Here is a 23,408-nt window from a genome sequence, read left to right as displayed (position 1 = left end):
ATGGACATCAAGGTACCCGATATCGGCGATTTCAAGGACGTTCCCGTGGTCACGGTCCTCGTCTCGGTGGGCGACACCGTGGCGGAAGAGGACGCCCTGATCGAACTGGAATCCGACAAGGCGACCATGGAGGTGCCCTCTTCGGGCGCCGGCAAGGTCAAGGAAATCAAGGTGAAGGAAGGCGACCGCGTGTCCGAGGGCGACGTGATCGTCGTGCTCGAAGGCACGTCGGGCGACTCCGGCGATCCGGATTCCGGCGACAGCGAAGGCAAGTCCGAGGAGAAGGCCCCCGCCAAGGAGGCGCCGAAGGCCGTCGAGGCCAGCGGCACCGCCACAGGCCCCGGCGACGTGCACGCCGAGGTGGTCGTCCTGGGCTCCGGCCCCGGCGGCTACACGGCTGCGTTCCGAGCGGCGGACCTCGGCAAGTCGGTGGTGCTGATCGAGAAGTACGACAGCCTTGGCGGCGTCTGCCTCAACGTCGGCTGCATCCCGTCGAAGGCGCTTCTGCACATGGCCAAGGTCATCACGGAGGCGGAGGAGACCGCGCACCACGGGCTCAAGTTCGGCAAGCCGGAGATCGACCTCGATGCGCTGCGCGGCTTCAAGAACGAGGTGGTCGGCAAGCTGACCGGCGGCCTCGACGGGCTGGCAAAGCAGCGCAAGGTCAAGGTGGTGAAGGGCTTCGGCAAGTTCACCGGGCCGAACATGATCGACGTCGAGGGCACCTCGGTCAGTTTCGACCAGTGCATCATCGCCGCCGGTTCGGAACCCGTGGCGCTGCCCTTCATCCCGCATGACGATCCGCGGGTGATCGACTCCACCGGCGCGCTGGAACTGGCCGACATCCCGAAGCGGATGCTGGTGCTGGGCGGCGGGATCATCGGGCTGGAGATGGCCTGCGTCTACGACGCGCTGGGGTCGAAGATCACGGTCGTCGAACTGATGGATCAGATCATCCCGGGCGCCGACAAGGACGTGGTCAAGCCGCTGATGCAGCGCATCAAGGGCCGGTACGAGAACATCTTCCTCAAGACCAAGGTCACCGGGGTCGAGGCGAAGGACGACGGCCTGCACGTCACCTTCGAGGACGAGAAGGGCGAGTCCTTCTCCGACACCTTCGACAAGGTCCTGGTGTCGGTGGGCCGCCGTCCGAACGGCAAGAAGATCGACGCCGACAAGGCGGGCGTGGCGGTGGACGACCGCGGCTTCATCGCCGTGGACAGCCAGCAGCGCACCGGCGTGTCGCATATCTTCGCCATCGGCGACGTGGTGGGCCAGCCGATGCTGGCGCACAAGGCGGTGCACGAAGGCAAGGTCGCGGCAGAGGTCTGCGCCGGAGAGAAGCGCCACTTCGACGCCCTGGTGATCCCCTCGGTGGCCTATACCGATCCGGAGGTCGCATGGGTCGGCCTGACGGAAACGCAGGCCAAGGAGCAGGGCATCAAGGTCGAGAAGGGCGTGTTCCCTTGGGCGGCCTCGGGGCGGTCCCTGTCGCTGGGCCGGAGCGAGGGCATGACCAAGCTGCTCTTCGATCCGGAGGATCAGCGCGTCGTCGGCGGCTGCATCGTCGGCCCCAGCGCGGGCGACCTGATCGCCGAAGTGGCGCTGGCCATCGAGATGGGCGCCGATGCGGTCGACCTGGGCCACACGATCCACCCGCACCCGACCCTGTCGGAGACGGTGAACTTCGCCGCGGAGATGTTCGAGGGCACCATCACGGACCTCATGCCGCCCCGGAAGAAGAAGCACTGAGATCCTGTTGGGTGGGGCCTTGCGCCACCCGTCGACGGAACGAAGCGGGGCGCGCCGATCACCGGCGCGCCCCTTCTTCGTCGAACCCTGTCACTAGATACGGAACAAGGGCTGCAGCAGACGCGGGAGGAAGCTGCGGAATTTCAGCGGCGCGTCGGTGACGGCAAGGCAGATGCAATCGCCCGAGATGTCGGCCACGGGCATGTGCTGCGTGTCGCCGTCGGCGACCTCCACGTCGCCGCGGGCATAGCGGCCGTCCTCGTCCGAAAACGCGCCCTGCAGGACCAGCGTCAGCTCCAGCCCGTTGTGGCCGTGGTCCGGCACGGCGGTGCCCGCCGGGATGTACAGCAGCCGTGCGGTGGCGCCCGGGGCGGTCGGCAGGATTGCCTGCTTCACGCCCATGCCCAGCGGACGCCAGCGCACGTCCTCCAGCCCGCCGCCGATGTAGTCGACCAGCGGGGCCGGAACGACCGGGTCGGTCTTCGGCATGTGGATCGGGCGCTCCTCGGGCGCGGCGCCGCGCACGGCGGCCAGCGCGCGGTCCAGCGCGCCGTCGTCCATCGCCACGGCGTCGGTGTCGTCCAGCAGCGCGCCGCCGACTGCCTCATGCGCCTCCACGGCGGCACGGCAGGTGTCGCACATCGACACATGCGCGGCGACAATCAGGTTCACCGCCTCGGGCAGGGTGCCCGCGGCATAGCCCATCACGAGGCTCTCGGTCAGGTGGTGCGTGATCTCCGTCATCTCTCGTTCTTTCCGTCCATGGCATGGCGCAGGCGGTCCAGCGCGAGCCGAATACGTGATTTTATCGTGCCCAGCGGAAGGCCGGTCTCGGCGGCGATCTCGCTGTGGGTCATCTCGCCGAAATAGGCCTTGTGGATCAGGTCGCGCTGTTTCGGCGGCAGCGCGGCCACGGCGGCACCCAGGGCCTCCGTCTCCTGTTGAAGCCCCAGCATCTCCGCCTGGTCGGGGTCCGGTTCCGGCCCCCAGGGCAGGTCCTCCGGTTCCGGGCGGCGGGCGCGGCGCAGCAGGTCGATGCGCTTGTTCCGCGCGATGGTGAACAGCCACGTCGCGGCAGAGGCGCGGTCGGGGTCGAACTGCGCGGCCTTCTGCCAGAGCGTCGTCATCACCTCCTGCACGCATTCCTCCGCCTGCGCGGCGTCGGCGCCGCTGCGGATCAGGAAGCCCTTCAGCCGCGGCGCGAAATGCGCGAACAGCGCGGCAAAGGCGGCTTCGTCCCGATGGTCGCGAATGCGGATCAGAAGCGCGGCCCAGGTGGCCTGCTCCTCTTCGCGTTCGCTGTCGGACTGTCTGTTCACGGCGGTCCTCTTCGGTCGTCTCACCCTTGATCGCCCGCCGCCCGCCGGGATGGCAGGGGGCAGGGAGTCGCAAGGGTCGGCGGTGTCGGTTGCGGTGAACATGCCCATCTTACGGAGCTGTGCGCCACCCGGATCACATTTTTTTCATCACGGCGTGCGGAGCTTGCAGTGCAGGCCGCGTCGCGCGGGCGGCGTCAGTTTTTCCTTGCAAGTCACGGCTTAAAGTCATCCGTCCAGAGGGCTGTTGCGTAGACAACAGGCCAGTCATCAAGAAGGACCTGCCCATGCCGTTCGAAAACAGCCCGCTCGCGCCACGCCGCATCGCCGTCATCGGAGGCGGCATCTCCGGCCTCGGCGCGGCGTATATGCTGGCGGAGGACGCGCATGTCACCGTGTTCGAGGCAGAGCCGCGCCTTGGCGGGCACGCCCGGACCCGGATGGCGGGCAAGCGGGGCGACCAGCCGGTCGACACCGGCTTCATCGTGTTCAACTATGCCAACTATCCCCTCCTCACGCGCCTCTTCGACGACCTGGACGTGCCGGTGACCCCCTCGGACATGAGCTTTTCCGCCTCGCTCGGCGGCGGGCGCATGGAATACGGGCTGCGGAACCTGAAGGCGATCTTCGCCCAGAAGCGCAATCTGGGGAACCCGAAGTTCTGGGGGATGCTGCGCGACGTGATGCGGTTCAACGCCCGCGCGGTCGAGGTCGCCCGCGACCGCAGCCTGACGCTGGGCCAGTTCCTCGACGTGCTGGGCACCGGGGCGTGGTTCCGCGACTACTACCTCTTGCCGCTGTCCGGCGCGATCTGGTCGACGCCCACCGAGAAGATCATGGATTTCCCCGCGCACGCGCTTGTCACCTTCTTCCAGAACCACGCGCTGCTCAGCGCCACCGGCCAGCACCAGTGGTGGACCGTGCAGGGCGGATCGGTTGAATACGTGCGGCGGCTGACCTCGGCACTGGTGGCGCGCGGCGCGACGCTCCGTCCCGACACGCCGGTGCAGGCGGTGCGGCGCGCGGGCGGCAAGGTGCGGATCAAGGTGCCCGGCGCCGACTGGGACACCTTCGACGAGGTGGTGATGGCCACTCATGGCGACACCTCCCTGCGCCTGCTCGAAGACCCGAGCGTCGAGGAACGCGCCGCCCTGTCGAAGGTCGCCTACCAGCCGAACCGCGTCGTCCTGCACGCCGACGAGACGTTGATGCCGAAACGTCGCGCCGCGTGGTCGTCGTGGAACTACACCGAGGCCGCCGACAAGACGGTCGAGACCATCGACCTCACCTACTGGATGAACCGCCTCCAGCCGATCCCGGAAGAGGACCCTATGTTCGTCACCCTCAACAGCACCCGCCCGATCCGCGATGACCTGATCTACGACGAGGTCATCCTGCGGCACCCGGTCTACGACGAGGGCATGTTGCAGGCGCAGGCGCAGGTCGCCCGGTTCAACGGCGCGCAGAACACGTGGTTCTGCGGCGCATGGATGCGCAACGGTTTCCACGAGGACGGGCTGGCCAGTGCTGCCGACGTGGCAGAGGCGATCCGCGCGGGCAACAGGCTCGGGGCGGTGGCATGACCGTCGACCTCGTCCAGGCCCATACGTGGCACGGGCGGAAGGGGGCGCTGGAAAACGCCTTCCGCTATTCCGTCGACTACGTGCTCTTCGATGCGGAGGCGAAGGCGAAGGGCCCGCGGCTGTTTTCCCGCAACCGGCGCAACGTCGCCTCCGTTCAGGACAGCGACCACGGCGGCCCGCCGAAGCACGGGCGCGGTGCCCCCTGGGCGCGCGAGGTACTGGATCGCCACGGCATCGCGGCGCCGGGGCCGCTGATGCTGCTGACCCAGCCGCGCATCCTTGGCCACGTGTTCAACCCGGTGTCCTTCTGGCTGGCCTATGACGGCGACGCTCTGAAGGCGGTGATCGCCGAGGTCAGCAACACTTTCGGCGACCGGCACTCCTACCTCTGCCACAAGCCGGACGGCTCGCCCATCGGGCCGGGCGACGAACTGGCGGCAGAGAAGGTGTTCCATGTCTCGCCCTTCCAGCCGATTGCCGGGGGTTACACCTTCCGCTTCGACATCACGGCAGATCGGATCGGCATCTGGATCGACCTCGACCACGACGGCGGCGGCCTGATCGCTACGCTGGTCGGTCCGCGCAAACCGCTGACCAGCGGGCACCTGCTCTGGACCCTGTTGCGCCGTCCGTTCGGGTCGCGCCGTGTGCTGGCGCTGATCCACTGGCAGGCGCTTAAGCTGTGGTGGAAGGGCGCGCGCTACCGCAACCGCCCCGAACCGCCGAAGCCCGAGGTCTCCGGCCCGCATCACGAAAGGAAAGCCGCATGATGACGGCCGTCTGGCTCCTGACCGGCGGGTTCGTGGCGCTGGCCCTCGTCTGGCTGCGCGACCGGCTGGCGGGCTTCTCCGCACAGCGCCCCGCCGACTATGCCGATGCCCCCGGCGAAGCGATGGACATCCGCCGCCATCTGAACGGCGCGCTGGAAGCGGAGGGCGTGATCTACGGACCCACCGGCCGCGTCACATCCCGCTTCAGGGGCGATTTCGTCGCCACGTGGGAGGGCAACACCTGCGTCCTGCACGAACGCTACCTCTATGCCTCCGGCGTGGAGGAAGAGCGCGCCTGGCACCTCACGCTCGGCAACGACGGCCGCATCCGCGCCACGGCGGCGGACGTGGTGGGCGAGGGCAGCGGCCGGCAGAGCGGCCCGTCCGTGCAGATGCGCTACCGGCTGCGCCTGCCGGAGGACAAGGGCGGCATCGTGCTGAACGCCACGGACTGGATGTATCTCACCCCCGACGGGACCATCGTGAACCGCTCGCAGTTTCGGAAGTTGGGTCTGAAGGTTGCTGAACTCGTGGCGGTCATGCGCCGCAAGGAGGTTGTGTGAGAGACTGGAACGGAAAGCGCTACTGGATCGTGGGCGCAAGCGAAGGACTGGGCGCCGCACTGGCCCATCGGCTGAGCGAGGCGGGCGCCGAGCTGATCCTCTCAGCCCGGTCGGAGCACAAGCTGCGCGCGCTGGCCGACAAGCTGCCCGGCAAGGCAGAGGTCGTGCCGGTGGATGTCACCGACGCCGACGCGCTGGAAGAGGCCGCGCAGAAGATCGGGACGTTCGACGGCGTGGTGCAGCTTGCGGCGGTCTACTGGCCCTTCGGCGGCAAGGAATGGGAGGCGGAGCACGCCAACCTCATGGCCGACGTCAACTTCGGCGGGGCAATGCGGCTGGTGGGCGTGGCGGTGCCGCGTTTCGTGGCGCGCGGGTCCGGGCACATCGTGCTGACCGGGTCGCTGTCGGGCTATCGCGGCCTGCCGGGGGCCGCGGCCTATGTCGCGACCAAGTCGGGGATCATGGCGCTGGCGGAATCGCTTTACGCCGACCTCAAGGACACCGGCGTCGAGGTACAGCTTGTGAACCCGGGCTTCATCCGCACGCAGCTGACCGAGAAGAACGATTTCAGGATGCCCTTCATCATGGAGCCGGAAGAGGCGGCGGACATCGTCTTCCGCCACATGAGCGGCAACAGCTTCCAGCGCGCGTTTCCCCGCATGTTCAGCCTGTTGTTCCGAGGCAGCCAGTTTTTGCCGGATTGGCTCTATTTCCGGCTGTTTGCTTAAGATCAAGGTGGCGTACCTCTTTTCGGTGCAGTGTCCGCCCTGATCAGACAGTGAAGGATGACCGCATGGACCAGATCAGCACAAGACAAGTGGCGGCCGTGATTCTCATGGCGCGCGAAATCGAACGGGGCGAGGGCGAGCTGCGCGGCCTGATCGACCGGATGGACGAAGAGGAAGCCGCGGCGCTGACCGCGATCATGTGGATCGGGCGCGGCTCGTTCGAGCCGGAGGAATTCGACGAGGCCTACCGCACCGCGCTGGCAGAGGCGACGGCGCCCACGTCGGACTACCTGATCGGCACGCCGCATCTCGCCGACAACCTTGAGGCCGGGCTGGACGCGCTGGGGTACAGCGTCACCGAGGAAGAAGACGACCTGATGCGGCGCGGCGCCTGACAGGGGCACACCGCCCCGCACGCCGTCAGCGCAGCGCGCGGCCCTTCAGGATCGCCTCGCTGCCGAAACGGGCGCGGATCTCGTCGGCGGCACGCTCCGCCTTTGCCCGCGCACCGGCCTGCGGATCGAGCAGATCGCCCGCACGATCCGCCTGGGCCTCGGGGACGAGGTCCGACAGACCCACGCCGATCAGCCGCCACGGCCCCGGCTCCTTCACCTGGTCGAACAGTGCACGGGACGCCCGGTAAAGCCGGTCGGCCATCTGCGTCGCGTCCGGCAGGGTCATCCGCCGGGTGAGGATGCTGAAATTCGTGCGCCGCAGCTTCAGCGTGACGGTCCGGCCCGCCATGCCCTTCGCCTTGGCCCGGTCCGTGGTCTTTTCCGACAGCCGCCAGAGATGGCCGTCGAGGATATCCGCATCGGCGGTGTCCTCGTTGAAGGTCGTCTCGTTCGAGATCGACTTCACCGGCGCGTTGCGCGTGACCCGCCTGTGATCCTCGCCCCGCGCGAGATGCCACAGCCGCGTGCCCATGGCGCCGAACCGGGCCTCCAGGTCGCGGCGGTCCCAGCGCAAGAGGTCCTCGAAGGTGCGGATGCCCGCGCGGTCGAGGCTTTCCTGCCCGGCCTGACCCACACCCCACAACATGCGCACCGATTTCGGCCTGAGAAACGCCTGCGTCTCCGCCTTGCCGATCACGGCAAACCCGCGCGGCTTGTCGAGGTCGGAGGCGATCTTGGCGAGGAATTTGTTGTGCGACAGCCCTATGGAGCCGGTCACCCCCAGCTCTGCCTGCATCCGCTTGACCAGACGCGCCAGCATGACGGCGGGCGGCGCGCCGTGCAGCCGCGTGGTGCCCGACAGGTCCATGAAGGCCTCGTCCAGCGACAAGGGCTCGATCGCGGGCGTCAGCTCTTCCATCATGGCGCGGATCTGGCGCGAGACGCCGACATAGACCTCCATCCGGGGCCTGATGATGACCGCGTCGGGGCAGAGCTGCAGCGCCTTGAACATCGGCATGGCCGAACGCACGCCGCGGATGCGCGCCACGTAGCAGGCGGTCGACACCACCCCGCGCCGCCCGCCGCCGATGATCACCGGCTTGTCGGCCAGCTCCGGATTGTCGCGCTTTTCGACCGAGGCATAGAAGGCGTCGCAATCCATGTGCGCGATGCTCAGCTCGGCCAGCTCCGGATGGGCGATCACGCGCGGCCGCCCGCAGGCGGGGCAGCGCGGGCCGCTGTCAAAGAGGGTCAGGCAGTCGCGGCACAGCGCGGGCATGGTCGGGTTATCCTTGCCGGGTCACCGGATAATCTGGCGCAAATCTCCGGCCATGCTTACATAAGTCGAAGATTATTTCCGAGAAAGGTCCTTCGATGCCCATTGAGTCGCTGATCGCCGAATTCCTCGGCGGGAACATCGTGTTCCTCCTGCTGGCGGTCTTTATCCTGCTTTGCATTTTCCTGGGCGTGCGGATCGTTCCGCAGTCCGAAAAACACGTGGTCGAACGCTTCGGGCGGCTGCGCGCGGTCCTCGGGCCGGGGATAAACTTCATCGTGCCCTTCCTCGACAAGGTCCGGCACAAGATCTCGATCCTCGAACGCCAGTTGCCCACCGCCTCGCAGGACGCGATCACCATGGACAACGTCCTGGTGGAGGTGGAGACCTCGGTCTTCTACCGCATCCTCGAACCGGAAAAGACCGTCTACCGCATCCGTGACGTGGACGCGGCCATCGCGACCACCGTGGCGGGCATCGTCCGCGCCGAGATCGGCAAGATGGAACTGGACGAGGTACAGTCGAACCGCGCCCGCCTGATCGCCGAGATCAAGATGCTGGTGGAGGACGCCGTCGACAACTGGGGGATCGAGGTGACGCGGGCCGAGATCCTCGACGTGAACCTCGACCAGGCGACGCGCGACGCGATGCTCCAGCAGCTCAACGCCGAACGCGCCCGCCGCGCGCAGGTGACGGAGGCCGAGGGCAAGCGCCGCGCGGTAGAACTCGCCGCCGACGCCCAGCTTTACGCCGCCAAGCAGGAGGCCGAGGCGCGCCGCATCACCGCCGACGCCGAGGCCTACGCCACCGAGGTCGTCGCCAAGGTCATCCGGGAAAACGGCGTCGAAGCCGCGCAATACGAGGTCGCGCTGAAGCAGGTCGACGCCCTGCGCCGCATGGCCGAGAAGGGCGGCACGCAGACCATCGTCCTGCCGTCGAGCGCGATCGAGGCCTTCGGCAACGCGTTCAAGCTGTTCAAGGGAGGCACGTCATGAGCTGGGACACCTGGTGGCTCTGGATCGCGGGGGGCATCGTCCTCCTGATCGTCGAGGTGCTGGCGCCGGGGTTCATCGCCCTCGGGCTGGCGGTCGGCGCCTTCATCGTCGGGTTCCTGTTGCTGGTCACGGGTCTGGGCTCGCTGCCGCTGACGCTGCTGATCTGGGCCGTGGCCTCGCTTGTCGCGTGGCTGGTGATCCGCAAGCTCGCCGGAGAGCGCAAGGGCCAGGTGAAGATCTGGACCACCGACATCAATGAATAGCCGCCGGTTCTATGGCGCCAAGGTGATGCTGTTCGCCGGGGACGACCTGCTTGTTCTGCGCCGCGACTTCGCGTCGGGGCTGGCGTGGCCGGGGATGCTGGATTTCCCCGGCGGGGTGGCAGAGGGCGACGAGGACCCCGTCGCCTGTGTCCTGCGCGAAACCCGCGAGGAGCTGGGCCTGACCCTCGACCCCGGCCTGCTGCGCTGGGTGCACCTGCGCGACGCAGGCGGGCGCAGAAGCTGGTTCTTCGCGGCGCACGGCCCGGCAAGTCTGGTGGACGAGGTGCGTTTCGGCGGCGAAGGTCTGGAATGGGCCGCCATCCCGCCCATGGATTTCGTCAACGCCCCGGATGCCGTCTGGCCGTTCCGCGGCATCCTCGCCAGCTACCTTGCTTCGGAAAAGAAAAAACCGGGACGTGCCTGAATCGGGCACGCCCCGGCAGTTTGTCCGGGTCTCAAGGGGACAGTAGAGATCCCGGAAGGCAGGCCCATACAGGCGCATGGGCTGCAGGCAGATCGTGCCGCGCAATGCCGGGGACGGAAGGCGCGGCGGGAATGGGTCTCCCCCTGGGGGAGAAAAGGCCGGGGGCCGCGAAAGGCAGCGTGCGGCGCCCCGGCAGTCAGACCGCTCCCCGAGGGACAGAAGGGGTTCGGTCAGGCAGGCTCATACAGGCGTATGAGCGGCAGGCAGCAGGTGTCGCGCCGGATGCCATCGACAGCGCGACGAAAGACGGAAACGGATCAGGCGGCGTGCGGCATGTGAGACGCCATCGGGCTGCGCGGCGGAACGATCGGCTTGCGCAACTCGCGCGATTTCAGCGCGGCGCGGTCGCCCATCGCCATCAGTGCCGTGTTCAGCAGTCCGCGCGACGCGGCCTCGAAATCGGTGGTCATCGGCGCGGAGAAGGTGCTGGCCACGCGCACCCGTCCACCCGGCGTGTGAAGGGTCACAAGGGCCTCGAAGCACTGTTCGGCGGCGTTGTAACGGACGTCGTGAATTCGGGGTGTCATATCGCTCATAACCTCAACCCTTTTTTGTAACGGGCCCCACTTTCGGCCCCTGTGTATACATAACGTAAGAAGTTGTGGATAAGTTTCATCGCGGAATCAGGTATGGAATTTCCCCATGACTCCAATGTGTAAGCGGAAGTCAGCGCAGGATTCGGCGCCTTTTTGCCCATCGTTGACCGGACGACAGCCGTTGCATCACGACCACGTGTCAAATTATTTCGAACCTGAGCCACGTTTATCTCCGTCAGACCGGCATTTCTGCACTTCTTACGGTGGAAAAACGCGAACCTTCGCGAATCGGTTCCAAAATCGACCAGATATAGCGATAGAGCCGCCTGAATCCTGCTGGATCTAGGCGGCTCACATGTTTCAGGGCGTGATTGAAATGATCAGGAGTTCGCGCGCTGCGCCTGGGGCGAGCGGAGCTCGGCCACGATGGCCTCGGCGGCCTTCCGGGGCGATGCGGCGCGGTGCACCGGGCGGCCGACCACGATGTGATCCGCCCCGTCGCGAATCGCCTGTGCCGGGGTGGCGATGCGTTTCTGGTCGCCCACGTCGGCGCCGAAGGGGCGCACGCCCGGCGTGACGATCAGGCAGCCCTCGGCCTCCGGCAGGGCGCGGACCAGCGCCGCCTCGTTCGGCGAACAGATCACCCCGTCCGCCCCGGCATCGAAGGCGCGCCCGGCCCGTTCGCTCACGAGGTCCGGGATGACGCCATCCTTGATGAGCGCGGAGTCGAGGTCGTCCCGGTCCAGCGAGGTCAGCACCGTGACGGCAAGGATCTTCAGGTCGGACCCGGCCGCGCCCTCCTTGGCGGCGCGCACCACGTAGGGGTCGCCGTGCACCGTGAGGAAGTCGAGGTCGAACTGCGCGATGCCCCGCACCGCCGCCTCGATGGTGGCGCCGATGTCGAACAGCTTCATGTCGAGGAAGATGCGCTTGCCGTGCTCGGCCTTCAGCTCGTTGGCCAGCGCCAGCCCGCCGCCGGTCAGCATCCCCAGCCCGATCTTGTAGAAGGACACCGCATCCCCCAGCTTCTGCACGAGGTCGATGCCCTCCAGCACGTTCGGGACGTCCAGCGCCACGATCAGCCGGTCGTCGGCGGCGGTGGGGGCGTTCTGTTCGGTGGCACGGGCAAGGGTCATGGCGGGGCTCCTGAGGTTTTCCCCATGTGACCGCCCCGACGAGTCGCGTCAAGCGCGCCGGGGGTCGTGACGGCCCGGGCGCCGCGGGTTTGCCGACCGGGCCGGGGCACCCGCGCCCCGTCGCATCGGCCGCACCATTCGCGTTGCATTTTTGCAACGAATATCTTGAAGGGCCGCGCGAACACGCCCATTTAGGATGTGAGGCCCAGATGGCCGGGCGCTGCCTTGTGCAGGCGCGGTCGCAACAGGGTGCTTGTGCAAAGGAGAGTAAGATGAACTTGGACAAGTTCACGGAGCGTGCGCGCGGCTTCATTCAGGCGGCGCAGACCATCGCGATGCGGGAGAGCCACCAGAAGCTGGCCCCGGAGCACCTTCTCAAGGCGCTTATGGACGATGAGCAGGGGCTTGCAACCAACCTGATCGCAGCTTCCGGCGGAGAGCCGAAGCGCGTTGTGCAGGTGCTGGATACCAAGCTGGCAAAGATTCCCAAAGTGTCCGGCGATGCCGGGCAGGTGTACCTCGATTCCGCCACCGGCAAGGTGCTGGACGAGGCAGAGAAGATCGCCAAGAAGGCCGGCGACAGCTTTGTCCCGGTGGAGCGGATGCTCATGGCGCTGGCCATGGTGAAATCCCCCGCCAAGGAGTCGCTGGAAGCGGGCAAGGTCACGCCGCAGGGTCTGAACACGGCCATCAACGACGTGCGCAAGGGGCGCACGGCGGACAGTGCCAATGCCGAAGACAGCTACGAGGCGCTGAAGAAGTACACGCTGGACCTGACGGAGCGCGCCCGCGAGGGCAAGATCGACCCGATCATCGGCCGGGACGAGGAAATCCGCCGGACCATGCAGGTGCTCAGCCGCCGGACCAAGAACAACCCGGTGCTCATCGGTGAGCCGGGCGTCGGCAAGACCGCGATCGCGGAAGGCCTCGCCCTGCGCATCATCAACGGCGACGTGCCCGAAAGCCTGAAGAACAAGCGTCTTCTGGCGCTCGACATGGGTGCGCTCATTGCCGGTGCGAAGTACCGCGGCGAATTCGAGGAGCGGCTCAAGTCGATCCTGTCTGAGGTCACCTCGGCTGCCGGCGAGATCGTGCTGTTCATCGACGAGATGCACACGCTGGTCGGCGCGGGCAAGGCGGACGGCGCGATGGATGCGTCGAACCTGCTGAAGCCGGCTCTTGCGCGGGGCGAGCTGCACTGCGTCGGCGCGACCACGCTGGACGAGTACCGCAAGCACGTCGAGAAGGACGCGGCGCTGGCACGGCGGTTCCAGCCGGTCATGGTCGAGGAGCCGACGGTCGACGACACCATCTCCATCCTGCGCGGCATCAAGGAGAAGTACGAACTGCACCACGGCGTGCGGATCGCCGACTCCGCGCTGGTGGCGGCGGCACAGCTGTCTCACCGCTACATCACCGACCGCTTCCTGCCGGACAAGGCCATCGACCTGATGGACGAGGCCGCCAGCCGTCTGCGGATGGAGGTGGACTCGAAGCCGGAAGAACTCGACGCGCTCGACCGCGACATCCTGCAGAAGCAGATCGAGGTCGAAGCCCTGCGGTCCGAGGACGACCAGGCCTCGAAGGACCGGCTCGAGAAGCTTGAGAAGGACCTGGCCGACCTGCAGGAGCAGAGCGCGGAGATGACCGCGCGCTGGCAGGCGGAGCGTGACAAGCTGGCCTCGGCCAACGATCTGAAGGAGCAGCTCGACCGGGCCCGCGCCGAACTGGAGCAGGTGAAGCGGCAGGGCAACCTCGCCCGCGCCGGGGAACTGTCCTACGGCATCATCCCGGGGCTGGAGAAGCAGCTGGCCGAGGCCGAGGCGTCCGACGACGTCATGGTCGAGGAAGCGGTGCGCCCGGACCAGATCGCCTCTGTCGTGGAGCGCTGGACCGGCATCCCCGCCGGCAAGATGCTGGAGGGCGAGCGCGAGAAGCTGCTGGGCATGGAAGAGAACCTGCATCGCCGGGTTGTCGGCCAGAACCAGGCGGTGACCGCCGTTGCGAACGCCGTGCGCCGGGCGCGTGCGGGTCTCAACGACGAGAACCGTCCGCTGGGCAGCTTCCTGTTCCTCGGCCCCACCGGCGTCGGCAAGACCGAGCTGACGAAGGCCGTGGCAGAGTTCCTGTTCGACGACGACTCGGCGATGGTCCGCATCGACATGTCGGAGTTCATGGAGAAGCACGCGGTGGCCCGCCTGATCGGCGCGCCTCCGGGCTACGTGGGCTACGACGAGGGCGGTGTCCTGACCGAAGCCGTGCGGCGGCGTCCGTATCAGGTCGTGCTATTCGACGAGGTCGAGAAGGCGCACCCGGACGTGTTCAACGTGCTGTTGCAGGTCCTCGATGACGGTATGCTGACCGACGGTCAGGGCCGCACCGTGGACTTCAAGCAGACGCTGATCGTGCTGACGTCGAACCTGGGCTCCCAGGCCCTCAGCCAGTTGCCCGACGGCGCTGACGGCGGCCAGGCCAAGCGTGACGTGATGGACGCCGTGCGCGCCCATTTCCGGCCGGAGTTCCTGAACCGTCTCGACGAGACGATCATCTTCGACCGGCTGAAGCGCGAGGACATGGGCGGCATCGTGGAGATCCAGCTCCGCCGTCTGCTGAAGCGCCTCGCGGCCCGCAAGATCCGGCTGGAGCTGGACGATGCGGCCAAGGCGTGGCTGGCGGACGAGGGCTACGACCCGGTGTTCGGTGCGCGTCCGCTCAAGCGGGTGATCCAGCGCGCCCTGCAGGACCCGCTGGCAGAGATGCTCCTGTCCGGCGACGTGAACGACGGCGACGTGGTTCCGGTCTCTGCCGGGGCAGAAGGCCTCCTGATCGGCGACCGCGTCGGCGCCACCAACCGGCCCAAGCCGGACGATGCCGTGGTGCACTGATCCGGACGCCGGAAGGCTATGAGAAAGGCGGGGGAAACCCCGCCTTTTTTCATGCAAAGTACTCCTGCAATCCAGGAAGCGGTTCGTACTCCAATGACCGCTTCGAGCCCATTTCGGTTAGGTTTCCGCTGTGCCGCGAACGTGGGCTTGGTCAGTGAGTGGACCGAACTCAGGTCGCATGCGCTTTGCTGCTGTCAGCCGGAGCTTGGGCCCGGTCGAACATGCCGTAGTCCCGGATCACGCTGGCGATCCGCAAGCGGTAGTCATCGAAGACCCCACTGCGCCCCTTCGTTTGTGCGCCTCGATGGGCATTGAGGGTGCGCCAGTGTGTGATCGCGTCTTCATCCTCGAAGAACGACAGGGACAGGATCTTGCGCGGATCGGTCAGGCTCTGGAACCGCTCGACCGAGATGAAACCTTCGACATCATCGAGCATCGGACGCATCTCGGCAGCGATGTCGAGGTACTCGTCCTTGCGACCCTCCGCCGGTTCGACCTCGAAAATGACGGCGATCATGCGCCGTCTCCATGCGACGCGGAAGCGAGTTTGAGCCAGGTCCTGTCTTCCCGGAGCAGGAACTTCTCCTTCTGGGCGAACTCGTAGTTCTCGCGGCCTAGCGGGTCGGCGGCAAGACGCGCGCGGTAGGCTTCGTAGTCTGCAAGGCTCGCGACATTGTAGATGCCGTAAGCGAGCGTGGATGACCCTTCGTGCGGGGCGTAGTAGCCGATCAGGTCGGCTCCACAGCGCGGGATCGCCTGCCCCCAATTGCGGGAATACTCCTCAAACTGGGCTTTTTTCGTCGGATCGATATGGTAGCGGATTACGCATGTCAGCATGATGGACTCCTTGCAGCGTGTCCTCCGACCATAGCCGGTTGCTTTCTGCAGATGCTTCGATCAAGATCGAACTATGAAAGAAGGTCCGGATATCGCGCGAATAGCTGCTTTGATCGGCGATCCCGCCCGCGCCAACATGCTGACCGCGCTCATGAGCGGGAAAGCCCTGACGGTCAGCGAACTGGCGGAAGAAGCGGGAGTGACGGTCCAGACCGCCAGCTCGCACCTGTCGAAGCTCGATGATGGCGGCTTGTTGAGGCCCCGGAAACAAGGACGACACAAGTACTTCGCGCTTGCCAGTGACGAGGTGGCCCATGTGCTCGAAGGTTTGATGGGTCTCGCGGCGGGGTCGGGTCATTTGCGCAAACGCACCGGCCCGCGGGATGCGGAACTGCGCCAGGCGCGTGTCTGCTACAACCATCTCGCCGGGGATATGGGCACACAGATGTTCGACAGCCTTATCGCGCAGGGGCATCTGGTCCAGGGTGGCGAAGACCTGAGACTGACCGAGACCGGGGCGGCATTCTCCGCCGAATTTGGCATCGACGTCGCGGGCCTGCGCAAGGCGCGCGCGCCTGTTTGCCGAGAATGCCTCGACTGGAGTGAACGGCGGTCGCATCTGGCGGGCAGCTTGGGGCGCGCATTCCTCGGTCGGTTCGAGGAGCTGTCCTGGGCCAAGCGGGATCAGAAAACCCGGATCGTGACCTTCTCTCGGAATGGAGCAGTGGAATTCAACAAACTCTTCCCGGTGAACTGAGAACCGCTACGGATTGCACCAAGGCAGCCAACGGATGAATGGCGGGATTGTCCGCCAAGCCGACCTCTGCAGCCAGATACCGGAGCTTTCTCCGGGAGCATGACGTCCTGGCCAAAGGTCATCCCGCCCTGCACGGCATCAGCCTTAGCCAATGGCAGGGGGGGCCGCTTCTTCCCCTGCGCTGTCGCTTGCGCAAGCATCGCCCTGCCATGGCCGCGATCACTTCTGCGGCTGGAAATCCTTGCTGGCCAGCAGCCCGGCCGCGGCGATCATCAGCGCGCCGCACACCTTGTTCACCAGCCCGAAGGAATACCGCTTCAGCACGGCCGCCGCCCGGATGCCCAGCCAGCCCCACAGCAGCAGGATCGCCCCGTCGACCGCCAGGTAGGTGACCCCGAGGATCAGAAGCTGCGGCAGCACCGGCGCGCCGGGGTCGATGAACTGCGGGAAGAGCGCGCCGAAGAACACCACGGCGAAGGGGTTCGCCATGGAGGTGACGAAGCCCTGCCGGAACAGGCGGAAGGACTGGCCGGAGGCGTTGGCCGACACGTCCTCGGCCCGCTCCTTCGCGAGGACAAGCTGCACACCGATCCACAGCAGGTAGGCGACGCCAAGCCACTTGATCCAGAGGAACGCGCTGGCCGAGGTGGCGATGATCGCGGCCAGCCCGAAGGCCGCTCCGGTCATCTGCAGGCAGTTGGCCGTCAGGTCCCCGGCGATGGTGAACACGCTCCGCCGCAGCCCGTGGCGCACGCTGTTCGAGATGATGAGCAGCTGGCTGGTGTCGGGTGGCGTCGCAAAGAACACCGCCACGGCGGCCAGGTAGATCAGGTACGTCTCCATCGGCATGGCCGCGGTCCTTCCGGTTGCTCGCGGCCATGCTAGGCCCTGCGCGGGACAGCCGTCAAACCGCCTGTCCTTCCGCACGGGTGCGGGGGTCAGCGCAGCGGCAGGCCGATTCCGGCGCAGGCCGCCGCATCGCCGCCGCAGCAGTCCTCCAGCAGAAAGGTCACCAGCCCGTTCACCGCCGCGAAGTTCGGTGCATACAACACCTCGCGGTGCTGGCGCGTCGCCGTCACGAGGCCCGCGCGTTTCAGCACCGACAGGTGGCCCGACAGGGTCGAGGGCTTGAGATCCAGAAGCCGCCCCACCTCCATGGCGGGCGTCCCCTCCGGTCCTCGCTTCACCAGCAGACGGAACACCGACAGCCGCACATCGTGCGCCAGTGCGGTGAAAGCGTCCGTTGCCTTGGCCTGATCCATGTTTCGTGGATACGCGAAATGACGAATCTTGACAAGATCGGCGGGCGGGGGCTACACCGCCCTCAATTCGGGATTCCGCGAAATGACACCATCATGACAGCCCGCAGACCGGGCCGGAGGGAACGATGAGCGACGCCACCGAACCGCAACCCATGGGCCCCTTCGAACGCCTGCTGACCCTCTGGGTCGCGCTGGCCATGATCGCCGGCATCGCGGTCGGCGTGGTGGCGCCGGGGCTGGTGCAGGCCATAGCAGCGGCCGAGGTCGCCTCCATCAACCTGGTCGTGGCGGTGCTGATCTGGGCCATGGTCTACCCGATGATGGTCGGCGTCGACTTCGGCGCGGTGGCGGGCGTGGCCAGGCAGCCGAAGGGCCTTCTGGTCACGCTGACGGTCAACTGGCTGATCAAGCCCTTCACCATGGCGCTGCTGGCGGTGCTGTTCTTCGACCACATCTTTGCGCCGTGGATCGCGCCCGAGGATGCCTCCCAGTACATCGCCGGGCTGATCCTTCTGGGGGCCGCCCCCTGCACGGCCATGGTCTTCGTCTGGTCGCAGCTCACGCGCGGGGATGCGACCTACACGCTTGTGCAGGTCTCGGTGAACGACCTCATCATGGTGGTGGCCTTCGCGCCTATCGTGGCGCTGCTCCTGGGCGTGACGGAGATCGCGGTGCCATGGAACACGCTGGTGCTGGCGACGGTGCTTTACGTCGTGCTGCCGCTGATCGCCGGGCTGATCACCCGCCGCGTGCTGGGGTCGGACGCCGCGATCGACGCCTTCTCGGCCCGGGTCAAACCGCTGTCGATGATCGGTCTCGTGGCAACGGTCGCGATCCTTTTCGGCCTGCAGGGCGAGGTCATCCTGAGCCGTCCCGTGGTCATCGCCCTGATCGCCGTGCCGATCCTGATCCAGAGCTACGGCATCTTCGCGCTGGCCTACGGCGCGGCCTTCCTGCTCAAGGTCCCGCATCGCATCGCCGCCCCCTGCGCGATGATCGGCACGTCGAACTTCTTCGAACTGGCGGTGGCCGTGGCGATCTCGCTCTTCGGGCTGAACTCCGGCGCGGCGCTGGCCACCGTGGTCGGCGTGCTGGTCGAGGTGCCGGTGATGCTGTCGCTCGTGGCCTTCGCCAACCGCACGCGGGCGCGCTTTCCCGGCGCGGCCTGACGGGCCGGGCTCACAGCACCCGGAACACCTTGTCGCGCGAGGTCTCTCCGCGCACCAGCTCCAGCCGCGACTTCGGCACGCCAAGCGCCTTGGCCAGCAGCTTCACCACCGCCGCCGTCGCCTTGCCGCCCTCCGGCACCGTGGTCACGTAGACCCGGAGCGCGACGCCGTCCCGTTCGACCGCGTTGCGCGACGCCTTGGGCGTGACGCGCACCGCGAGGGTCGCGCCGGGCACGGCAAGGTCGGAGAGATCGGGCGGTTTCATGGGGCGGCGCTAGCATCCTGACGACAAACCCGCAACTTTCCCGGTTGAATCCCGGGCGCTCAGGGCTTTGATACCATCCGACAGGACAAGGAGACGTCACATGCCCACCCCGAACCCGGAAGCCATGGACTTCCTTCTCACCCGCCGCTCGCGTCCCTCCAAGACGCTGACCACGCCCGCCCCCGACCGCGCCACGCTGGAGACGTTGCTGACCGCCGCCGCCCGCTCGCCCGATCACGGCAAGCTGGAGCCGTGGCGCTTCATCGTGCTGTCCGGCGACGCGCTGAAGCGCATGGCCGGCGCGGTGGAGGCCACCGGCCAGCGGCTCGGAAAGGACGAACCCACCATCGCCAAGGCGCGCGCGGCTTTCGACGACAGCCCGCTCTGCGTTGCGGTGATCGAGGTGCAGAAACCCTCCGACAAGATCCCCGCCATCGAGCAGACCTATTCCGCGGGGGCCGTCTGCCTCGCGCTGCTGAACGCGTCGCTGGCCAGCGGCTGGGGCGCGAACTGGCTGTCGGGCTGGGCGAGCCACGATGCGGACTTCCGCCGCGACGCGCTGGGACTGGCCGAGAACGAGACCATCGCGGGCTTCGTCCACATCGGCACGGAAACCTCCACGCCGCCGGACCGGCCGCGCCCGGACCTCGGCGCCATCACCACTTGGGTCGACGCATGATCTTCGACGCCTTCTTCAAGGCGGTGGGCCAGATGGGCGACCCGCGCTTCCGCTCCGTGCTGCTGCGCGGGGTGGGGATCACCGTGCTGGTGCTCTTCGCCTTCGCCGCGCTGATGGTCTGGGGCGCGGGCTGGCTGGTGGGCGACAGCCTGACCCTGCCGTGGATCGGCACGATCACCTGGGTCGACAACGTGCTGAGCTGGGCGATGGTGCCGGTGACGATGATCGCCTCCGTCTTCCTGATGGTGCCCGTGGCCTCCGCCGTGACGGGGCTCTTCCTCGAAGAGGTCGCGCAGGCGGTGGAGGACGTGCACTACCCGGAGGCCGGCCGCGCCGCCTCCGTCCCGTTCTCGGAAAGCGTGATGGACGGGCTGGGGTTCCTGGGCACGATGGTGCTGGCGAACGTGGTGGCGCTGGTGCTCTACCTGCTGTTCGCCCCCTTCGCGCCGTTCATCTTCTGGGGGCTGAACGGGTTCCTGCTGGGCCGGGAATACTTCATCCTCGCCGCCATGCGCCGCGTCGGCCGGGTGGAGGCGAAGCGGCTCTGGCGCAGACACCTGACGACGATCTGGGCCGGGGGCGTGCTGATGGCGATGCCGCTGTCGGTGCCGGTGGTGAACCTGCTGATCCCGGTGCTGGGGGCGGCGACCTTCACCCACATCTTCCACGGGCTGAACCGGGGCAGGGGCGGCGCATAGCCCCGCCCTACAACCCGCCGGTCCCGGAACGAAAGGGGGGAGCATGACCGGAGGACGTCGCAGGCTGGCGCGCCCCCGTCCGGGGCATCGCGTGCCAACCGCCAACTGCGGAACCGCCGTAGGGCGGGGCTCTGCGCCGCCTTCCCCCCGAAGGTCACCACACTCGGCAGACCGCCCCGCGAAACCCGTGCAGGGCGGGGCTCCGCGCCGCCTTACTGGCCGTCCAGCGGCGCCATCCGGTTGAACATCCAGCCGTCGATGTCGCGCACCGTGATCGCGCCGGAGAGGATGGTGCCCGCGATCACCGCCCAGAGCACCAGCGAGATCCCCGTGGTGATCAGCGCCTTCTTCTTCAGGTTATGGACCTCGGGGCTGCCCGCGTGGGTGCCCTCGACCACCTGGCCCACGTCGCCCTGCGTCTTCAGCCGCACCGGGATCACGCAGAGGAACGTCATGAACCAGATGACGGCGAACAGCACCAGTCCGGAGGTGACACCCATCAGACCTGCTCCAGTTCCACGAGGCAGCCGTTGAAGTCCTTGGGATGCAGGAACAGCACCGGCTTGCCGTGGGCGCCGATCTTCGGCTCGCCCGTTCCCAGCACCCGCGCGCCCGTCGCCTTCAGGTGATCGCGCGCGGCGAGGATGTCTTCGACCTCGTAGCAGACATGGTGAATGCCGCCGGAGGGGTTCTTGTCCAGGAACCCCTTGATCGGGCTGTCGTCGCCCAGCGGATACAGCAGTTCGATCTTGGTGTTGGGCAGCTCGATGAAGACCACCGTGACCCCGTGGTCGGGCTCGTCCTGCGGCGCGCCGACCTTGGCGCCCAGCGCGCTGCGGTACTGTTCAGAGGCCGCCTCCAGATCCGGGACGGCAATGGCGACATGGTTGAGACGACCGATCATTCCTGAACTCCTGTCTTGGGCTGCCATCTTATGCCCGTGCGGACCCGCGCAAGACAAGCGCCACCCGGCGCCCCGCGACAACAGGCGCCACCCCCGCGCGCCCGTTCGCCCCGCCCTGTACCGCCCCGCAACCGTGCTTAACCGCTTGTTCACCAGCCAGGCGGCATCATGACCGGCGACTCGATCAACAGGAGGGACGAATGGACCGCAACGACCACCTCGCCGCGCACGGGCGGCCCACCGCCACCCGGCCGCTTCTCGGCCTCACCATCCTCGTGGTCGAGGACAGCCGCTTTGCCTGCGACGCCATGCGGCTCTTGTGCCTGCGCTCCGGCGCGCGCATCCGCCGCGCCGACTGCCTGAAATCCGCCCGCCGCCACCTGCAGGTCTACCGGCCCAGCGTGGTGATCGTCGACCTCGGCCTGCCCGACGGATCGGGGGCAGAGCTGATCTCGGAACTGGCCATCGCCTGCCCGCGGGTGGACGTGCTGCTCGGCACCTCCGGCGACAGCTTTGCAGAGGAGGTGGCGCTTGCCGCCGGGGCCGACGGTTTCCTGGCAAAGCCCATCTCGTCGGTGACGGGGTTCCAGAACGCGATCCTCTCGGCCCTGCCGCCCGAACGGCAGCCCACCGGCCCGCGGCTGGTGATCGACGACCCGATCCTGCCCGACCCGCTGGCCTATCGCGACGACATGGCCCATGCCGCCGACGTGCTGGACGACCGGGACGACGAACGCTCCATCCGCTATGTCACGCAGTTCCTGACCGGGGTGGCGCGCAGCGCCGGGGACCGGGCGCTGCAAAGCGCGGCAGAGGATCTGGCCGACGCCCGCCGCTCCGGCCGGCCGACGCAAACCAGCCTCGCCCGCGTCGCGGCACTTGTGCAGGACCGGCTGACCGACCGGCTGGCGATGTAGGCCGTCAGGCGACGCCGAAGCCCTAAAGCAGCAGCCCCGGATCGGCACCCATGTCGAGCCCGGGGAAGATCGTGCGCTCCACGTCCGCAATCCCGGTGCCGTACAGCCCGCGGATCAGCCAGCCCAGGTGGGCGCGCAGGTCGCGGGTCGGCATCAGGTCGCGCCGGGCGTAAAGGTCGGCCTCCGCCAGCCCCGGCCAGTCGCCATGGACCTTGCCGCCGCGCAGCGCGCCGCCCGCCAGCAGCATCGCCCCCGCCGTCCCGTGGTCGGTGCCCGCGTTGCCGTTCAGCCGGGCGGTGCGCCCGAACTCCGTCACGGCGGCCACCACGGTCTTGCCCCATGTCGCCGCGCCCATGTGTTCCTTCAGCGTCAGCACCGCGGTCGAAAGCTGCTCCAGCGCCGCCTCCAGCAGCTTGTCCTGCCGGGCATGCGTGTCCCACCCATTGATCGAGAAGGTGGCGATCGCCGCGTCGTTGCGCAGCTTCTTGCCCGCGAACTCCGCCATGCGGGCCACAGCATCGGAATTGCGCGCGGCCTTCATGTCCTCCACCATGCCGCCCATCATCGCCTCTGCGTCGCCGTCGAAGGCAACGCCGTCGCCGTCGCTGCCGGCCAGCGCAAAGGCCTCGGCCAGCGCGGCGCTCATCATCGGGTCGTCGCGCATCACCAGCTCCGCCAGCCGGATCGCCTGCGGCGACAGGGCGAGGTCGGCATCCGGCGTCCAGCGCGTCATCGGGGCGGGCCCGTTCAGGATGGCGAGGGGATCGTTGCCGACCGCATAGGCGGTCTCGGCCACCGCACCGGGCAGGAGGCCGGTCAGCCGGTTCAGCCAGCCGTCGCGGGCCTGCCCGACATTGCCTTCGCCCAAGCCCGCCTCAAGCAGGTCCTGCCCGTCGAAATGGCTGCGCTTGTCGCGGTAGGGGGTCGACACCGCATGCACGAAGCTCAGCTCGCCCGCGGTCCAGAGCGGCAGCAGCCGCCGCGCCCCGCGGTGCAGGGCAAAGAACCCGTCGAGGTCCGCCGCCCCCTTCGGTCCGATGCCGGGCGCGCCGCGCAGGGCGGCATAGCCCGGGTCGCCGTAGGGCGCGACCAGCCCCATGCCGTCCATCCCGCCGCGCAGCAGGATCACCACCAGCCGCCGGTCCCCGGGGACCGAGGCAAAACTCACCGGGGTCACCAGCGGCGAGGCCGCCAGCGAACATCCCACAAGACCCGTCAGAAATCCGCGCCGATCCATC

Annotated in this window: 28 protein-coding genes; 15 read left to right on the top strand and 13 right to left on the bottom strand. The window is 67.6% G+C overall.

The window, feature by feature from the left end; genetic code table 11:
• A complete protein-coding gene (lpdA, locus tag QNI11_RS20350; protein WP_283981536.1) occupies nt 1-1,752 on the top strand; it encodes a dihydrolipoyl dehydrogenase in 1,752 nt (583 codons plus the stop codon).
• Between the two features lie 93 nt (nt 1,753-1,845).
• Here the strand turns inward: lpdA and QNI11_RS20345 are convergent, their stop codons facing one another.
• Together QNI11_RS20345 and QNI11_RS20340 are read right to left on the bottom strand one after the other, a co-directional pair.
• A complete protein-coding gene (locus QNI11_RS20345; RefSeq protein WP_100928506.1) occupies nt 1,846-2,496 on the bottom strand; it encodes a ChrR family anti-sigma-E factor in 651 nt (216 codons plus the stop codon).
• Entirely contained in the window at nt 2,493-3,179 is a 687-nt protein-coding gene (locus QNI11_RS20340; RefSeq protein WP_100928505.1) for a sigma-70 family RNA polymerase sigma factor, read from the bottom strand. Before QNI11_RS20340 ends, QNI11_RS20345 begins: the two co-directional genes overlap by 4 nt.
• A gap of 176 nt (nt 3,180-3,355) precedes the next feature.
• On the opposite strand from QNI11_RS20340, the gene QNI11_RS20335 reads away from it, so the two are divergent.
• The 5 genes from QNI11_RS20335 to QNI11_RS20315 all read left to right on the top strand — a co-directional run bounded on the left by QNI11_RS20335 (nt 3,356) and on the right by QNI11_RS20315 (nt 7,107).
• A complete protein-coding gene (locus QNI11_RS20335) occupies nt 3,356-4,651 on the top strand; it encodes an NAD(P)/FAD-dependent oxidoreductase (RefSeq protein ID WP_283981535.1) in 1,296 nt (431 codons plus the stop codon).
• Nucleotides 4,648-5,421, top strand: coding sequence for a DUF1365 domain-containing protein (locus tag QNI11_RS20330; protein WP_283981534.1), 774 nt, complete (start codon nt 4,648-4,650; stop codon nt 5,419-5,421). The genes QNI11_RS20335 and QNI11_RS20330 overlap by 4 nt, the downstream gene beginning before the upstream one ends.
• Nucleotides 5,421-5,984, top strand: coding sequence for a DUF3833 family protein (locus QNI11_RS20325; RefSeq protein ID WP_283983538.1), 564 nt, complete (start codon nt 5,421-5,423; stop codon nt 5,982-5,984). The genes QNI11_RS20330 and QNI11_RS20325 overlap by 1 nt, the downstream gene beginning before the upstream one ends.
• Complete coding sequence (locus QNI11_RS20320; RefSeq protein WP_283981533.1) at nt 5,981-6,712, top strand: SDR family oxidoreductase; 732 nt, start codon at nt 5,981-5,983, stop codon at nt 6,710-6,712. Before QNI11_RS20325 ends, QNI11_RS20320 begins: the two co-directional genes overlap by 4 nt.
• Nucleotides 6,713-6,777: 65 nt before the next feature.
• Nucleotides 6,778-7,107, top strand: a complete 330-nt coding sequence (locus QNI11_RS20315) for a DUF3775 domain-containing protein (protein ID WP_100928501.1) — start codon at nt 6,778-6,780, stop codon at nt 7,105-7,107.
• Nucleotides 7,108-7,132: 25 nt separating this feature from the next.
• On the opposite strand, the gene QNI11_RS20310 is transcribed toward QNI11_RS20315, so the two are convergent.
• Nucleotides 7,133-8,386, bottom strand: coding sequence for a DNA polymerase IV (locus tag QNI11_RS20310; protein ID WP_100928500.1), 1,254 nt, complete (start codon nt 8,384-8,386; stop codon nt 7,133-7,135).
• Between the two features lie 95 nt (nt 8,387-8,481).
• Here QNI11_RS20310 and QNI11_RS20305 point away from each other — a divergent pair, with 95 nt between their 5' ends.
• Genes QNI11_RS20305 through QNI11_RS20295 form a run of 3 tightly spaced genes read left to right on the top strand, consistent with a single transcriptional unit; the run spans nt 8,482 to nt 10,065 of the window.
• Nucleotides 8,482-9,378, top strand: coding sequence for an SPFH domain-containing protein (locus QNI11_RS20305; protein ID WP_100928499.1), 897 nt, complete (start codon nt 8,482-8,484; stop codon nt 9,376-9,378).
• The gene (locus tag QNI11_RS20300) at nt 9,375-9,641 is read left to right on the top strand and encodes an NfeD family protein (protein WP_100928498.1); all 267 of its coding nucleotides are present in this window, start codon (nt 9,375-9,377) and stop codon (nt 9,639-9,641) included. Before QNI11_RS20305 ends, QNI11_RS20300 begins: the two co-directional genes overlap by 4 nt.
• A complete protein-coding gene (locus tag QNI11_RS20295) occupies nt 9,634-10,065 on the top strand; it encodes an NUDIX hydrolase (RefSeq protein WP_283981532.1) in 432 nt (143 codons plus the stop codon). The genes QNI11_RS20300 and QNI11_RS20295 overlap by 8 nt, the downstream gene beginning before the upstream one ends.
• A gap of 317 nt (nt 10,066-10,382) precedes the next feature.
• Here the strand turns inward: QNI11_RS20295 and QNI11_RS20290 are convergent, their stop codons facing one another.
• Nucleotides 10,383-10,652: a hypothetical protein gene (locus tag QNI11_RS20290; protein ID WP_283981531.1), complete on the bottom strand. Its 270-nt coding sequence runs from the start codon at nt 10,650-10,652 to the stop codon at nt 10,383-10,385.
• 389 nt (nt 10,653-11,041) lie between these two features.
• Nucleotides 11,042-11,797 carry an orotidine-5'-phosphate decarboxylase gene (gene pyrF, locus QNI11_RS20285; RefSeq protein WP_283981530.1) on the bottom strand — a complete coding sequence of 252 codons (756 nt, stop codon included), beginning with the start codon at nt 11,795-11,797 and terminating at the stop codon, nt 11,042-11,044.
• Nucleotides 11,798-12,069: 272 nt separating this feature from the next.
• On the opposite strand from pyrF, the gene clpB reads away from it, so the two are divergent.
• A complete protein-coding gene (gene clpB, locus QNI11_RS20280; RefSeq protein WP_283981529.1) occupies nt 12,070-14,682 on the top strand; it encodes an ATP-dependent chaperone ClpB in 2,613 nt (870 codons plus the stop codon).
• Between the two features lie 169 nt (nt 14,683-14,851).
• Here clpB and QNI11_RS20275 read toward each other — a convergent pair whose 3' ends face one another.
• On the bottom strand, nt 14,852-15,199 hold the full coding sequence (locus QNI11_RS20275) for an antibiotic biosynthesis monooxygenase (RefSeq protein ID WP_100928494.1): 348 nt from the start codon (nt 15,197-15,199) through the stop codon (nt 14,852-14,854).
• On the bottom strand, nt 15,196-15,519 hold the full coding sequence (locus QNI11_RS20270; protein ID WP_100928493.1) for an NIPSNAP family protein: 324 nt from the start codon (nt 15,517-15,519) through the stop codon (nt 15,196-15,198). The genes QNI11_RS20275 and QNI11_RS20270 overlap by 4 nt, the downstream gene beginning before the upstream one ends.
• A gap of 73 nt (nt 15,520-15,592) precedes the next feature.
• Here QNI11_RS20270 and QNI11_RS20265 point away from each other — a divergent pair, with 73 nt between their 5' ends.
• Nucleotides 15,593-16,276, top strand: coding sequence for a helix-turn-helix transcriptional regulator (locus QNI11_RS20265; RefSeq protein ID WP_100928492.1), 684 nt, complete (start codon nt 15,593-15,595; stop codon nt 16,274-16,276).
• A gap of 219 nt (nt 16,277-16,495) precedes the next feature.
• Here QNI11_RS20265 and QNI11_RS20260 read toward each other — a convergent pair whose 3' ends face one another.
• A complete protein-coding gene (locus tag QNI11_RS20260; RefSeq protein ID WP_283981528.1) occupies nt 16,496-17,125 on the bottom strand; it encodes a LysE family translocator in 630 nt (209 codons plus the stop codon).
• Nucleotides 17,126-17,214: 89 nt separating this feature from the next.
• On the bottom strand, nt 17,215-17,538 hold the full coding sequence (locus QNI11_RS20255) for a helix-turn-helix transcriptional regulator (protein WP_100928491.1): 324 nt from the start codon (nt 17,536-17,538) through the stop codon (nt 17,215-17,217).
• A gap of 125 nt (nt 17,539-17,663) precedes the next feature.
• On the opposite strand from QNI11_RS20255, the gene arsB reads away from it, so the two are divergent.
• Nucleotides 17,664-18,707: an ACR3 family arsenite efflux transporter gene (gene arsB, locus QNI11_RS20250; RefSeq protein ID WP_283981527.1), complete on the top strand. Its 1,044-nt coding sequence runs from the start codon at nt 17,664-17,666 to the stop codon at nt 18,705-18,707.
• Nucleotides 18,708-18,717: 10 nt separating this feature from the next.
• On the opposite strand, the gene QNI11_RS20245 is transcribed toward arsB, so the two are convergent.
• Complete coding sequence (locus QNI11_RS20245) at nt 18,718-18,972, bottom strand: DUF167 domain-containing protein (RefSeq protein WP_100928489.1); 255 nt, start codon at nt 18,970-18,972, stop codon at nt 18,718-18,720.
• A 100-nt stretch (nt 18,973-19,072) separates the two neighbouring features.
• Here QNI11_RS20245 and QNI11_RS20240 point away from each other — a divergent pair, with 100 nt between their 5' ends.
• Nucleotides 19,073-19,651 (top strand): nitroreductase, encoded by a 579-nt coding sequence (locus QNI11_RS20240; protein WP_283981525.1) that lies wholly within the window; start codon nt 19,073-19,075, stop codon nt 19,649-19,651.
• Complete coding sequence (locus tag QNI11_RS20235) at nt 19,648-20,349, top strand: EI24 domain-containing protein (RefSeq protein ID WP_100928487.1); 702 nt, start codon at nt 19,648-19,650, stop codon at nt 20,347-20,349. Before QNI11_RS20240 ends, QNI11_RS20235 begins: the two co-directional genes overlap by 4 nt.
• Nucleotides 20,350-20,561: 212 nt before the next feature.
• Here QNI11_RS20235 and QNI11_RS20230 read toward each other — a convergent pair whose 3' ends face one another.
• Both QNI11_RS20230 and mce read right to left on the bottom strand, forming a co-directional pair.
• Nucleotides 20,562-20,849, bottom strand: a complete 288-nt coding sequence (locus QNI11_RS20230) for a DUF1467 family protein (RefSeq protein WP_100928486.1) — start codon at nt 20,847-20,849, stop codon at nt 20,562-20,564.
• A complete protein-coding gene (gene mce, locus QNI11_RS20225) occupies nt 20,849-21,253 on the bottom strand; it encodes a methylmalonyl-CoA epimerase (protein WP_283981524.1) in 405 nt (134 codons plus the stop codon). The genes QNI11_RS20230 and mce overlap by 1 nt, the downstream gene beginning before the upstream one ends.
• A 200-nt stretch (nt 21,254-21,453) precedes the next feature.
• On the opposite strand from mce, the gene QNI11_RS20220 reads away from it, so the two are divergent.
• The gene (locus QNI11_RS20220) at nt 21,454-22,170 is read left to right on the top strand and encodes a response regulator (RefSeq protein WP_283981523.1); all 717 of its coding nucleotides are present in this window, start codon (nt 21,454-21,456) and stop codon (nt 22,168-22,170) included.
• Between the two features lie 22 nt (nt 22,171-22,192).
• Here the strand turns inward: QNI11_RS20220 and QNI11_RS20215 are convergent, their stop codons facing one another.
• Nucleotides 22,193-23,407 carry a DUF1501 domain-containing protein gene (locus tag QNI11_RS20215; RefSeq protein WP_283981522.1) on the bottom strand — a complete coding sequence of 405 codons (1,215 nt, stop codon included), beginning with the start codon at nt 23,405-23,407 and terminating at the stop codon, nt 22,193-22,195.
• Between the last annotated feature and the right edge of the window lies 1 nt (nt 23,408).

Origin of the sequence: Sagittula sp. MA-2 (assembly GCF_030126985.1) — a bacterium.
Classification (GTDB): Bacteria; Pseudomonadota; Alphaproteobacteria; order Rhodobacterales; family Rhodobacteraceae; genus Sagittula.
This window is presented reverse-complemented; position numbering and strand designations above follow the sequence as displayed.